Below are 13,045 nucleotides of genomic sequence, written 5' to 3' on the forward strand. Positions count from 1 at the left end.
GCGGATCTCGTCGAGGGTCATCTCCCGCGGTACGACGGGGTCCTGGAAGCCGCTCAGGTCGGCGACGCCGGCGGCGGCGGTGCCGGGGCCCGCGACGAGGACGGCGCGCGGGCGGCCCTCGGGGCTGAGCTCGGCGATGCCGGCTTCGGTGGCGTGCCGGGCCGCGGTCCGCACCCGTGCGCCGGCCTCGGCGGCGCCGCGCAGCAGGCTGCGGCGGTCGGCGAGGGCGAGGGCGGCCGGGGCGTCGAGGAGGGTCTCGTCGAGCATGGGGCGGTGCCTCCGGTTACGGCGGGGCGGGTGCGGGCTCGTGCGGGTGCGGCCGTGCGGGCCGGGGGTGCGCCCGGCCTTCGGCCGGGCTTCGTCTTCCGTCCCGCACCACCCGTACAACTGAGAAGACAGAAGTGCGGGTCTTCCCGTGGGTGGTGGCTCGCCGTCGGCGGCGATCCGTCCGTAGGACCCGCTACTGCGGGCGGCGGGCCTCGTCGACCAGGAGGACCGGGATGGCGTCGCGGACCGGGTACGCGAGGCCGCAGTCGGGGCTGGTGCAGATCAGTTCGGGGGTCTCGGCCGCCGTGCGGTCGTTCAGCGGCGCGTGGCACGCCGGGCAGGCCAGGATCTCCAGGAGGCCGGCTTCGAGCGGCATGGGTCTTCCCCTTCGAACAGACGAATGGTGGTGCTGCCCTTCGGGCCAGGTCAGCCTACCGCCGGGGGACGCGGCGCGCGGCTCCGCCGCCGTCGCCGTCCCCCGGCGGGGCCCCGGTTCAGGACGTCGCGCGGACCAGGGCCAGGACCTCGTCGCGGACCGTCGCCATGGTGGCCTCGTCGCGGGCCTCCACGTTCAGGCGGAGAAGGGGCTCGGTGTTCGAGGGGCGGAGGTTGAACCACCAGTCGGCCGCCGCCACCGTCAGGCCGTCCAGCTCGTCGAGCGTGACGCCGTCCCGGTCGGCGTAGGCGGCCCTGACGGCTGCCGCGCTGGCCGCCTGGTCGGCGACCGTGGAGTTGATCTCGCCGGAGCCCGCGTAGCGGTCGTACGAGGAGACCAGCTCGGACAGCGGGCCGTCCTGGCCACCGAGGGCGGCCAGGACGTGCAGCGCCGCGAGCATGCCGGTGTCGGCGTTCCAGAAGTCCTTGAAGTAGTAGTGCGCGGAGTGCTCGCCGCCGAAGATCGCGCCCGTCTTCGCCATCTCCTCCTTGATGAAGGAGTGGCCGACACGGGTACGGACCGGCTCGCCGCCGTTCTCGCGGACGACCTCGGGGACCGACCAGGAGGTGATCAGGTTGTGGATGACCGTGCCGCCGGGCGCCTTCGCGAGCTCGCGGGCGGCGACGAGAGCCGTGATCGCGGACGGGGAGACCGCCTCGCCCCGCTCGTCGACGACGAAGCAGCGGTCGGCGTCGCCGTCGAAGGCCAGGCCGAGGTCGGCGCCCTCGGCGCGGACGCGGGCCTGGAGGTCGACGATGTTGGCCGGGTCGAGCGGGTTGGCCTCGTGGTTGGGGAACGTGCCGTCGAGCTCGAAGTACATCGGTACGAGGGTCAGCGGGAGGCCCTCGAAGACGGTGGGGACGGTGTGGCCGCCCATGCCGTTGCCGGCGTCGACGACGACCTTCAGGGGGCGGATCGCGGTGAGGTCGACCAGCCCGGTCAGGTGGGCGGCGTACTCCTTGAGCGTGTCCCGCTCGGTGATCGTGCCGGCCGTGGGCGCGGCCTCGGGGGCGCCTTCGTCGGACCAGCGCTCGACGAGGGCGCGGATCTCGGAGAGGCCGGTGTCCTGGCCGACCGGGGCGGCGCCCGCGCGGCACATCTTGATGCCGTTGTACTGGGCCGGGTTGTGGGAGGCCGTGAACATGGCGCCCGGCAGTTTCAGGCTGCCGGAGGCGAAGTAGAGCTGGTCCGTCGAGCAGAGCCCGATCAGGGTGACGTCGGCGCCGAGCCGGGCCGCGCCACGGGCGAAGGCGCCCGACAGGCCCGGCGAGGAGGGCCGCATGTCGTGGCCGATCACGATCGCGTCCGCGGCCGTCACCTGGACGAACGCGGCGCCGAACAGCTCCGCGAGCCTCTCGTCCCACTGATCGGGCACCACCCCGCGGACGTCGTACGCCTTCACGATCTGCGACAGATCAGCAGCCACGGAACAACCCTCCTGAATACGCCTTCGTCGGCACGCGTGTGCGGCGCGTGTGCGGAGGCCCAACCTACCGGGGGCCGTGCGCGGGACGGCAGAGCGCCTGTGTGGCGAGGGCCGGAATCAGCGGCTCGGGAGCCAAAACAGTGGCTGGGGAGCCGGAACAGTGGCCGGGAGCCGGAATCAGTTGTCCGGGGAGCGCAGGACGCGCAGGTGGCCTCGGCGGCCGACCTCCACGGGGTCACCACCGCGACCGCCGCCGCCCTTGCCGCCGGCCTCCGCCGCGCGTTCCTGGGGGCGGGCCGCCTCCCGTACCGCGTTGGCGAGGGCTTCGAGGTCGTCGCCGCTGGGGCGGGCGGGCGCGGAGGGATCGGCGAGCCGGACGACCTCCCAGCCGCGCGGCGCGGTGAGGCGCTCGCTGTGCTCGGCGCACAGGTCGTAGCAGTGGGGCTCGGCGTAGGTGGCGAGCGGGCCGAGGACCGCAGTCGAGTCGGCATAGACGTACGTCAGTGTCGCGACGGCAGGGCGGCCGCACGCGGTGCGCGAACAGCGACGTACAGGGCTCACGACGTTGGACGGTACCGCACTCTTGAGCGGGCCGCGACGACTCTCCACCAGGTCACTCCACCGTGTCGCGGTGTGACCTCGAACACGGGCCCTCTCGGGGTGGCCGTCCTGACCTGCGCGTAAGGAGGGGAACGGGGGTGGGGACGGCGGTCGATCCGGACAACGTCCGACAGGAATCCGGTCAACGACGGCCAGATGGCCGATCGCGGGAACCTACGGAATCGAGCCCGCGCTTGGCTGGAATGTTCAAGTATCGACACCCCTGGTGGCGGCGACGCCGAGGTGGCACGTGTGCGCCACGGTCGTGGGACACCGAGGAGAGTTACGCTGCGTCAGTGATGGACAGTCCTGTGCCGCCGCGCCCCTCGTCCCGCCCGGCCGAGGCCCGCGCGGGCGACTCACCGGTGAACGAGTCCCGCTCGGGCGACCCCCTCGCGGGCGACTCCCGCGTGGGCGAGTCCGGCCCCGCCGAGGCGCGTCCGGCGCCGGTGGAGCCCCGGACGCGCCGTCGTGACCGTCATGGCCGCGGGATGCGGGGGCCGGTCGCCCCGCCGCAGGTGCCGTTGTCCGCGAGCCGGGCCGACACCTTCCGCGATCTCGTCCTGGACTCGGTGGAGCGCCTTGAGCGGCGCTGGCCGCAGCTCTCGGACGTCGAGTTCCTGGTCCTCGACGTGCCGCCGTCGGTGCCCGGCGAGGCCGTTCCGCTGGGTGGCTCGGCCCCGGCGGCGAAGGACGAGCCGGCCCGGGTGATCGTCTACCGGCGGCCCGTCGAGATCCGCTCCAAGAGCCGCGACGAACGGGCGCTGCTCGTCCACGAGGTCGTGGTCGAGCAGGTCGCCGAGCTGCTCGGGCTCTCCCCCGAGTCCGTCGACCCCCGGTACGGGCAGGACTGAGGACGCTTTCGGTACGGCGGCCCCAGGAATCAGTCGTCCAGGACCGAGAGGTCCTGCCGCGCCGTGGGGACCCGAACGGTGCCCCGGTCGTCCACCAGGGACTGGACCGTGAACATCGGGATCCCGTCCGTCGGGACCGTCAGCAGGCGGGACGCGTGGACCGGGCCGCCCGAGACGGGCTCGACGGTCAGGGCGTAGGAGCCCTTGAGGCCGGCCGGGACGAGCTCGGTGACCTTCGTCGTCGTGCCCGCCTTGACCGTGACGGTCTTGGAGACCGGTGAGCCGCCGCCCGTACCGGCCGAGGCGGTGACCTTGACCTGGGCCGCCTCGCCGGGCGCGGTCAGCGAGAGCGTCGAGCCCGCCGCGCGGTTGTCGGCGACGGTGGCGCGGGCGCCGATCGCGGCGGTCGCCGGGATGAACGCGACCTCCTGCTTGTCGCCCTTGCCCCGCGTGACGCGCAGCGCCGCCACGAACGGCGACGACTTCTTCGGGTCGGACGGGGTGAGCAGCAGGGAGCCGGTCTCGCCGCGGGTGAGGTCCGGGAGGTCGACGGAGGCGGTCATCCCCGACTTCACGTGCAGGGCCTGCGCGCTCGCCGGGACGATCGTGCCGGTCTCGCCGACGAGCTGGATCTTCAGCTCGGCGTCGTCCTCGCCGGGTGCGTACGCGACGAGCCGCACCGAGGTCGCGTCGGCCGGGATGCCGGGCAGGACGGCGGTGCCGGCCGGGTCGGCGGAGGCCGGGAGCCAGTCGCTGCCGAGCTTGTCGTCGGCGGCGCCGATGACGGCGCCGACGCGGCCGCTGCGGGTCGTGACGTGCACGGTCACGTCGGCCGTGGGGGCCTCGCCGGTGAGCGTGGAGAGCAGGACGGGGACGCTGGAGTGGGCCGGGACGGGGATGCCTTCGCTCAGCTGCGACTTGAGCGGGCCCTCGGGGCCGTACAGCTCGATGTCGGCGACGGCGGCGGTGTCGTCGGGGTTGGTGAGGTGGACGTAGTCCTGGCGTTCCTTGGCCGTGGAGGCGGCCGGGAACCAGAAGTCCGTGTCGGGCGCGGTGCAGGCGACGCCGAGCATGCCGCGTGCGCCGCCGGCCGTGACGACGGTGGTCTGCTGGACGGTCCAGCCGGGGGCGAGGCCGCCCGTGGCCGAACCCGTCAGGGCGGGGGCGGTGGGCCCGTTCGCCTCGGCGGCGACGGGCTTGCCGGGCTCGGTGACGGTGGCGGGGGCCTTGGCGGCGCCGGGCTTCTTCGCCGTGGTGCCGCCGGGGGTGGCTGCCGACGCGGCGGCCTTCAGTTCGGCCTTGGCCGTGGGCGCGGCGGAGCCGGTGGCCGGGGTGCCCGCCGCCTTGGTGGTCGCCGGGGTGTACGAGACGTAGTCCGTCTCGGCCACCTCGGAGTTGCTGGGCGCCGGGCACAGCAGGCTGGAACGCTCCACGGGCAGCGTGGTCGGCGCCTTGGCCTCGGGGGCGGCGGAGCCGTCGGGCGCGGTCAGGGCGGCGAAGCCGGTGACGGCGGCGAGGGCGGTGGCGACCGCGATCAGGGAGAGGGTGGGGCGCTTCACTGGTTGCTGCTCCCGTCGGGACGCTGCTCGGTCTCGTAGCCGTACGCGTACGGGTCGTAGGGCTGCTGCTGGTCGTAGCCCTGCTGCCCGTACTGCTCGTACTGCTCGTACGACTGCTGCTGCTGTTGCTGCTGCTGGTCGTAGCCCTGCTGGGCGTACGGGTCGTACTGCTGCTGCTGGTACGGGTCGGCGCCGTAGTCGGCGTACTGCTGGGGCTGGGTGTAGTAGCCCTGCTGCCCGTACTGCTCCTGCTGCTGCCAGTCGCCGGCCGCGTACGGCTGCTCCTGGGGCACGGGAACCGGCTCGGGCTGCGCCTCGGGCTCGGTCTGCGCTTCGTACGCCGATTCCGCCTGGTCCTGGTCCTGGGCGGCTTCCGCTTCCGCAGCGGCGCGGAGGCGGCGGGCGCGGCGGCCGTCGCCCTCCATCGCCTGGGCGGGGATGACGACCTCCTCGTCGGGCAGGTCGTCGTCGATCTCGCGGCGCCGCCCGGGCAGGGCGAGCACGAGCAGGACGACGGCGAGGCCGACCTGGGTCCAGATCCACAGGGTGTGGGTGAGCGGCTGGTCGTACGTGAGGTCGAGCCGGCCGCCGTCGGCGGGCAGCTGGAAGCCCTGGGCCCAGCCGTCGACGGTGGTCTTCTCCAGCCTCTTGCCGTCGAGGGTGGCGGTCCAGCCCTCGTCGGCGCGGTCGGCGATGCGCAGGATCCGGCCCGCCGGGCCGGCCGGGATGTCGGTGTGCGCCTCGACGGGCCCGGCGGCGACGGCGACCGGCTTGGTCGCGGCGTCGGTGGCGCCGGTTGCATCGGCGGAGTCGGGGGCTGCGGTGGCGCCGGACGAGCCGCTCTTCGGCGCGGGGACGATCATCGCGCGGGCGACCTCGCGGTCCACGCGCCAGAGGGCGCTGCCGTCGAGCTGGCTGAGCCTGCTGAGGCCGGGGGTGGCGTCGAGGACACGGCTCATCTCGCGCGGGGCCCCGTCGCGGACGAGGACGTAGCGGATCGCGAACCCGCTGAGTTCCTCGGTCTGGTCGGCACCGGAGCCCGCCACCAGGTGCGCGACGACCTTGTCGAGGCGGGTGTCGTCGCCGCCCGCCGCGGCCAGTTCGGCGTCGCCGAGGCGGCCGCCGGAGCCGCGGACCAGGGTGTACGCGACCTCACCGGGCGAGCTGCCGCCGAGCACGAGGGTGCGGGGCTGGTCGCGGGTGTCGCTCTCCTCGGCGACGAACGCCGGGACCTGCACGGGGTCGCGGCGGGTCAGCGGGCCGTCGGCGCCGCCGATCATCCAGCCGACGGCGGCCACGACCGGGCCGAGCGCGGCGGCCAGCGCGATGAGCGCGGCGACCGGCTGACGCCAGCCGAAGCCGTGCGCGGCGACGCGGGTCCGGCCGTACTCGGCGCCGACCATGCCGGCGGCGAGCAGCGCCGTGCCGTAGACGAGGGTGGCGGGGCCGGCCCAGCCGGTGCCCCCGGCGCCGTTGGAGAGCGCGGCGAAGAGGAGGCCGACGAGGGCGGCGGTCCAGGCGGCGAGGACGGCGGAGCGGCGCTCCTCGCGGAGCAGCCCGGCCAGGGCGGCGAGGACGATGCCGACGAGGAGGAGGCCGCCGGTGGTGCCGGGGCCGCCGGGGCTGATGGCGAGCAGGTCGAGGGCGGAGGCCGTGCCCGTACGGATGTCGAGCCCCGCCTCGCGCAGGAAGGCGCTCGGGCCGGTCAGGAGGGAGAGCGACCAGGGGGCGAGCACGAGGATCGGGGTGCCGACCGTGGCGAGGAAGCGCAGACCGTAGGCGGCGATGTCGTCGCGGCGCAGGACGAGCACGGCGATGCCGAGGACGACGGCGATCGGCCAGACGATCGGCGTGAACGCCATCGTGAAGGTCAGGAGGAAGGTGTACGCCCAGGTGGCGCGCCAGCTGCCGCGGGCGCCGCCGGTGGCGGTGAGGCCGAAGGCGGCGACGGCGGCGCGGGCGATCAGCGGGAGCAGGATCGCGAGGATCGCGGTGCCGAGGCGGCCGGCGGCGAGCGCGCCGGTGGCGGCGGGCAGGAAGGCGTACGCGATGGCGCCCCAGGCGCGCAGCAGGGCGGACTCGACGAGCGGGCGGGCCGCGAAGTAGGCGGTGAAGCCGGCCAGCGGGACCGAGCAGACGAGCAGCACGGTGAGCGCGAACGAGGTGGAGCCGAGGAAGAACACGGAGAGTCCGGCGAGCACCGCGAGGTAGGGCGGCGCGCTCTGGGTGCCGCCGGTGCCGAGGGCGTGGCAGCTGTCGGCGTACCGGCCCCAGAGCTCGGAGACCATGTCGGGTGCGGGCAGCAGCGTGCCGCCGGCGAGGGAGCCGCCGCCGAACAGGCCGCGGCAGGCGACGACGGAGAGGACGAGGAGGAGGGCGAAGAGGACGGGCCCGGGCTTGCGGGCGATCTTCTTCAGCCGGGCGAACTGCTCGACTTCGAGGAAGTCGGCGTCGTCGCCGCCGGGTCCCGATTCGACGGCGCCGTGGCGCGAGCCGCCGGAATCGGCGTCGGAGCCGCCGAAGTTCGCGACGACCTGCTCGGCGGCGGCGCGGATGGTGGCGCCGGGCGGCGGGAAGAGCGGGCGGAGTTCCTCCCCTCGCTGCGCTGGGGATACCCCATCCGCGGGAACTTGGTTCTTGCGTCGCCTGCGCGCGGCGAGGATCTTCTCGGGGCGCAGCAGGGTGGCGAAGAGGCCCATGACCTCGTCGACGGCCTGGCCGGGGACCTTGCCGACGAGGTAGGCGAGGGTGCGCAGGAGCGTGCCGACGATCAGCCGGAGCAGGACGTACGGCAGGGTGGCGCCGCGGCTGTTGACGAGCAGGGTGTAGACGGCGCCGGCCTTGTCGACGCGGTGCGGGTTGGCGACGGAGCGGCCGGCGCAGTCGACGGTGCGGCGCTCGCGGGCGGAGGCCTCGGCGTGCCGCAGGACGGCGTCGGGGGCGACGAGGACGCTGTGTCCCGCGGCGTGGGCGCGCCAGCACAGGTCGACGTCGTCGCGCATGAGGGGCAGCCGTCGGTCGAAGCCGCCGAGCTCCTCGAAGACGTCACGGCGGATGAGCATGCCGGCGCTGGAGACGGAGAGGACGGAGCGGACCTGGTCGTGCTGGCCCTGGTCCTGCTCGCGGCGGTCGAGGCCGGTCCAGCGGCGGCCGCTGCGGGCGATGGAGACACCGGCTTCGAGCAGCTGCCTGCGGTCGTACCAGCCGCGGAGCTTGGGGCCGACGACGGCGGCGTACGCGTCCGCGTCGGCGACGCGCAGCAGTTCGGCGAGGGCGTCGGGCTCGGGGGCGCAGTCGTCGTGGAGCAGCCAGAGCCACTGCACGGGCTCGCCGTGCGGGAGTTCGGGCAGGTCGTAGACGGCCTCGTCGCTCCAGGTCCGGCTGACCGGGTCCCAGCCGCTGGGGCGCTTCAGATACGTGAGTTCCTCGGGGCCGAGCACGGGCGCGGTGCGGGCGGCCTCCTCGACGGCGGCGCCGAATCCCGTACGGCGGGCCAGGTGCAGCACGCGGTCGTCGCCGATCGCTTCGGCGAGCAGCCGCGCGGAGTCGTCGGCGCTGCCGGTGTCGGCGGCGATGACGTTCTGCACGGGGCGTTCCTGCGCGAGCAGCCCGGCGAGGGCGTCCGGCAGCCAGCGGGAGCCGTCGTGTGCGACGAGCACGGCGGTGACGACGTGTCGTGGGAACTCAGGAGTTGAGGACATCGAGGTACGGGCCCTCCGGCCGGGGGGGTCGCCCGCGGGGGGCGTGGGTGCGTCTCGGACGGGGCCCCACACTAACGGCTGGCAGGAAAAGGGTCCGCCCCCTGTGGACAGAGCACAGGGGGCGGACCGTTCGATGTGTACGGGTGTGTGCGGTTCGGTGGGTGGGTCGCGCCGTCGGCCGGTGGGGGTGGCCGGAACCGGTGGGTCGCGCCGGTGGGCCGGTGGCGCCGGAGCCGTCGGGTCAGACGGCGGCCTTCTTCAGGCGGCGACGTTCCCTTTCGGACAGACCGCCCCAGATCCCGAACCGTTCGTCGTTCTGCAGGGCGTACTCCAGGCATTCGGAGCGGACCTCACAGGCGAGGCAGACCTTCTTGGCCTCGCGGGTCGAGCCGCCCTTCTCGGGGAAGAAGGACTCGGGATCGGTCTGGGCGCACAGCGCGCGCTCCTGCCAGCCGAGTTCCTCGTCCGCGTCCTCGACCAGCAGTTCCTGGAACAACTCGGTCATGTGCGCCCCTCGTCTGTCTTCGCGTCCCCGTGATGTTGCCGTCACCGATTCCGGCCGAACGACACGAGTGAAATTACAAGTTTGTGCTCTGTGCGAGTCAAGCCGGAATCTGCTATTGGGCCCGGTATTCACTCTGCGGAACCAAGGCTATGCGGAAAGTGTTCAAATCACCAAAAACCTGACACATGCCACCGGCCTGGCCGCACCGCCCCCTCTCCCTGAGAGAGACGTCCAGGGCGTGGATCTTGTTGCGATCCAGCCACGGAAGCGATCCGGATCACAGTCTGATCACAAGACCCCGGCCGCGTTTGCGGGCACGGATATTGCGCCATGTCTCCCGGTCGGCGCCTGAACAAACCTTTCTCCAGACGATGTAACCGGATGAGGTGAAACATTCCACCCAAAACGGGCATTGAGTTGACAGTCGGGTGGACCGCCCGGCACCTTTGATGCCATGCCAGCGACCTCAGCGCCCTCCGCGACCCACGCCCGTGGGTACCGCAGCGCTGTCCAGGCGCGCTGTTGCTGTTGCTGTTCCAGCTGTTGACGCCTCCGAGCTCCAGCGCTTCCTCCGGGTTCCCGCGTTGCCCCGCGTGACCCCTTGCACGTCTCCTGCGTGACCCCCCTGCACGACTTCTGTTACTGCCGAGGAACCACCGCACCCATGAACAGCGACAGCGACCTTCAGATCGCCGGCGACATCCTCGAGGTCCCGCACCTCCTGCAGCCCGCCCGCGAGCACCCCGCCACCGTGGCCGAGTTCGTCGGCCTCGCCCGCTCCATCGCCGCCGACCGCGCGCAATGGGCCCCGCACGTCGAGTACGACGCCACCACCCGCTGGTACCACCGGCTGCGCACCGGCCCCGGCTACGAGGTCTGGCTGCTCTCCTGGGTGCCCGGCCAGGGCAGCGGGCTGCACGACCACGGCGCCTCGTCCGGCGTCCTGACCGTCCTCCAGGGCGAACTGACGGAGCGTACGGAGCGGGGCGTGCGGAAGCTCGACGGGGGCGCGACCCGGGTCTTCGCGCCGGGGTACGTCCACGAGGTCGTCAACGACTCCCTCGAACCGGCGGTCAGCCTGCACGTCTACTACCCGGGCCTGACGTCGATGCCCATGCACGAGTCCCTCAGGGCTCAGTGCGCCCCGACCACCCACGGTGTCGTACCGGCCTGACAAGCCCGCCCGTCGCCCGACCACCGCCCCTCAGAGGAGCAGGCTGCGCCTGACAGACTGTCCGCATGCGCATTGTGGTTCTGGCCGGTGGCATCGGTGGTGCCCGCTTCCTTCGCGGCCTCAAGCAGGCCGCGCCCGACGCGGAGATCACGGTCGTCGGCAACACCGGTGACGACATCCATCTCTTCGGTCTCAAGGTCTGCCCCGACCTCGACACGGTGATGTACACCCTCGGCGGTGGCATCAACGAGCAGCAGGGCTGGGGCCGGGAGGACGAGTCCTTCACCGTGAAGGAGGAGCTCGCGGCGTACGGGGTGGGGCCGGAGTGGTTCGGCCTCGGCGACCGCGACTTCGCGACGCACATCGTCCGTACGCAGATGCTGGGCGCGGGCTATCCGCTCAGCGCGGTCACCGAGGCGCTCTGCGCGCGCTGGCAGCCGGGCGTGCGGCTGCTGCCGATGTCCGACGACCGCGTCGAGACGCACGTCGCCATCGAGGTCGACGGCGAGGCGCGTGCGGTGCACTTCCAGGAGTACTGGGTGCGGCTGCGGGCGTCCGTGGACGCCCAGGCCGTGGTCGCGGTGGGCGCGGAGGCCTCGAAGCCGGCGCCGGGCGTCCTGGAGGCCATCGCGGAGGCCGACGTCATCCTGTTCCCGCCGTCCAACCCGGTCGTGTCCGTCGGCACCATCCTGTCCGTGCCCGGCATCCGGGAGGCGATCGCGGAGGCGGACGTGCCGGTGGTCGGCCTCTCCCCCATCGTCGGAGACGCGCCGGTGCGGGGCATGGCGGACAAGGTGCTCGCGGCGGTGGGCGTGGAGTCCACGGCCTCGGCGGTGGCGCGGCACTACGGCTCGGGCCTGCTCGACGGCTGGCTGGTCGACACGGTCGACGCGGGCGCGGTGGCGGAGGTCGAGTCCGCCGGGATCCGCTGCCGGGCGGTGCCGCTGATGATGACGGACCTGGACGCGACGGCGGCGATGGCGCGCGAGGCGCTGGCGCTGGCGGAGGAGGTCCGGGCGTGAGCGGGCCTGTGGACGGCACGCCGGACGGCTCGGGAGACGGGCTTGACGGGTTGGGTGGGCTGAACGGCTCGGACGGGTTGAGCGGGCTGGACGGTTCGGACGAGCTGGACGGGTTGGGTGGGGGCCGGTCGGCGCTCGGGTATCGGGTGTGGGCGGTCGCCGGGCTGCCCGAGGTGCGGAGCGGGGACGACCTCGCCAAGCTGATCGCCTCCGTCTCCCCCGGTCTCGAGGACGGGGACGTCCTGCTCGTGACCTCCAAGATCGTGAGCAAGGCCGAGGGTCGGGTGATCGCCGCCGACGACCGCGAGGAGGCGATCGACGCCGAGACCGTACGGGTCGTGGCGCGGCGCGGCACCCTGCGGATCGTCGAGAACCGGCAGGGCCTCGTGATGGCCGCCGCCGGGGTCGACGCCTCCAACACCCCCGCCGGTACGGTGCTGTTGCTGCCCGTCGACCCGGACGCCTCGGCCCGTGCGATCCGCGAAGGGCTGCGGGACGCGCTCGGCGTGGACGTCGGGGTCGTCGTCACGGACACCTTCGGGCGGCCCTGGCGCAGCGGACTGACCGACGTGGCCATCGGCGCCGCCGGAGTGCGCGTCCTCGACGACCTGCGCGGCGGCACGGACGCGTACGGCAACCCGCTCAGCGCCACGGTCGTCGCGACGGCGGACGAGCTGGCCGCCGCCGGTGACCTCGTGAAGGGCAAGGCGAGCGGGCTGCCGGTCGCCGTCGTGCGCGGGCTGCCGCATGTCGTGGACGGTTCCGTCGAGCAGGGTGCCAGGGCGCTGGTGCGCGGCGCCGCCGACGACATGTTCCGGCTCGGGACCTCGGAGGCGGTCCGGGAGGCGGTGACCCTGCGGCGTACCGTCCGGGAGTTCACCGACGAGCCCGTGGACCCCGGCGCCGTACGGCGTGCGGTGGCCGCCGCCGTCACGGCCCCCGCGCCGCACCACACGACGCCGTGGCGGTTCGTGCTCCTGGAGTCGGAGACCTCGCGGGTGCGGCTGCTCGACGCGATGCGGGAGGCGTGGATCGCGGACCTGCGGCGGGACGGCAAGTCGGAGGAGTCCGTCGCCAAGCGCGTGCGCCGTGGGGACGTGTTGCGGAACGCGCCGTACCTGGTGGTGCCGTGCCTGGTCATGGACGGCTCGCACCACTACGGCGATGCGCGCAGGGACGCCGCCGAGCGCGAGATGTTCGTGGTCGCGGCGGGCGCGGGCGTCCAGAACTTCCTGGTGGCGCTCGCGGGCGAGCGGCTGGGGTCGGCGTGGGTGTCCTCGACGATGTTCTGCCGCGATGTCGTGCGGGAGGTCCTCGGGCTCCCTGAGGACTGGGACCCGATGGGCGCTGTCGCGGTCGGTCACGCGGCGGCGCCGCCGAAGGAGCGGCCGGCACGGCAGGCGGGGCGGTTCATCGAGGTGCGGTGACGCCTCGGGGTTCGTGGCGGCTCGACGCGTCGTGACGCCTCGGGCCGTCGTGACGCCTCGGGCCGTCGTGACGC

At 73.6% G+C, this 13,045-nt stretch carries 10 protein-coding genes and 1 pseudogene; 4 read left to right on the forward strand and 7 right to left on the reverse strand.

Annotated elements, in window-relative coordinates:
- From AB0E14_RS15485 to AB0E14_RS15500, 4 genes and pseudogenes are all read right to left on the reverse strand, one after another.
- A pseudogene (locus AB0E14_RS15485) lies at nucleotides 1-267 on the reverse strand (hypothetical protein); the annotation flags it as partial.
- Nucleotides 268-460: 193 nt separating this feature from the next.
- A complete protein-coding gene (locus AB0E14_RS15490; protein WP_362416875.1) occupies nucleotides 461-643 on the reverse strand; it encodes a Trm112 family protein in 183 nt (60 codons plus the stop codon).
- Nucleotides 644-761: 118 nt separating this feature from the next.
- The gene (locus AB0E14_RS15495; RefSeq protein WP_362416878.1) at nucleotides 762-2,129 is read right to left on the reverse strand and encodes a phosphomannomutase/phosphoglucomutase; all 1,368 of its coding nucleotides are present in this window, start codon (nucleotides 2,127-2,129) and stop codon (nucleotides 762-764) included.
- A gap of 177 nt (nucleotides 2,130-2,306) precedes the next feature.
- On the reverse strand, nucleotides 2,307-2,738 hold the full coding sequence (locus AB0E14_RS15500) for a DUF3499 domain-containing protein (RefSeq protein WP_362416881.1): 432 nt from the start codon (nucleotides 2,736-2,738) through the stop codon (nucleotides 2,307-2,309).
- A gap of 401 nt (nucleotides 2,739-3,139) precedes the next feature.
- Between AB0E14_RS15500 and AB0E14_RS15505 the strand changes: the two genes are divergently transcribed.
- Nucleotides 3,140-3,583: a metallopeptidase family protein gene (locus AB0E14_RS15505; RefSeq protein ID WP_362417149.1), complete on the forward strand. Its 444-nt coding sequence runs from the start codon at nucleotides 3,140-3,142 to the stop codon at nucleotides 3,581-3,583.
- Between the two features lie 29 nt (nucleotides 3,584-3,612).
- Here AB0E14_RS15505 and AB0E14_RS15510 read toward each other — a convergent pair whose 3' ends face one another.
- The 3 genes from AB0E14_RS15510 to AB0E14_RS15520 all read right to left on the reverse strand — a co-directional run bounded on the left by AB0E14_RS15510 (nucleotide 3,613) and on the right by AB0E14_RS15520 (nucleotide 9,348).
- Complete coding sequence (locus AB0E14_RS15510) at nucleotides 3,613-5,142, reverse strand: DUF5719 family protein (RefSeq protein ID WP_362416884.1); 1,530 nt, start codon at nucleotides 5,140-5,142, stop codon at nucleotides 3,613-3,615.
- Entirely contained in the window at nucleotides 5,139-8,843 is a 3,705-nt protein-coding gene (locus AB0E14_RS15515; protein WP_362416887.1) for a glycosyltransferase, read from the reverse strand. Before AB0E14_RS15515 ends, AB0E14_RS15510 begins: the two co-directional genes overlap by 4 nt.
- Before the next feature lie 241 nt (nucleotides 8,844-9,084).
- Complete coding sequence (locus AB0E14_RS15520; RefSeq protein ID WP_015033978.1) at nucleotides 9,085-9,348, reverse strand: WhiB family transcriptional regulator; 264 nt, start codon at nucleotides 9,346-9,348, stop codon at nucleotides 9,085-9,087.
- Between the two features lie 664 nt (nucleotides 9,349-10,012).
- On the opposite strand from AB0E14_RS15520, the gene AB0E14_RS15525 reads away from it, so the two are divergent.
- From AB0E14_RS15525 to AB0E14_RS15535, 3 genes are all read left to right on the forward strand, one after another.
- A complete protein-coding gene (locus tag AB0E14_RS15525) occupies nucleotides 10,013-10,522 on the forward strand; it encodes a cysteine dioxygenase family protein (protein ID WP_362416890.1) in 510 nt (169 codons plus the stop codon).
- A 65-nt stretch (nucleotides 10,523-10,587) separates the two neighbouring features.
- A complete protein-coding gene (cofD, locus tag AB0E14_RS15530) occupies nucleotides 10,588-11,544 on the forward strand; it encodes a 2-phospho-L-lactate transferase (protein ID WP_362416893.1) in 957 nt (318 codons plus the stop codon).
- A gap of 113 nt (nucleotides 11,545-11,657) precedes the next feature.
- Nucleotides 11,658-12,971, forward strand: coding sequence for a coenzyme F420-0:L-glutamate ligase (locus tag AB0E14_RS15535; RefSeq protein WP_362417152.1), 1,314 nt, complete (start codon nucleotides 11,658-11,660; stop codon nucleotides 12,969-12,971).
- Nucleotides 12,972-13,045: the final 74 nt, after the last annotated feature.

This window comes from Streptomyces sp. NPDC047981, from assembly GCF_040653315.1.
In the GTDB taxonomy this organism is placed as follows: Bacteria; Actinomycetota; Actinomycetes; order Streptomycetales; family Streptomycetaceae; genus Streptomyces.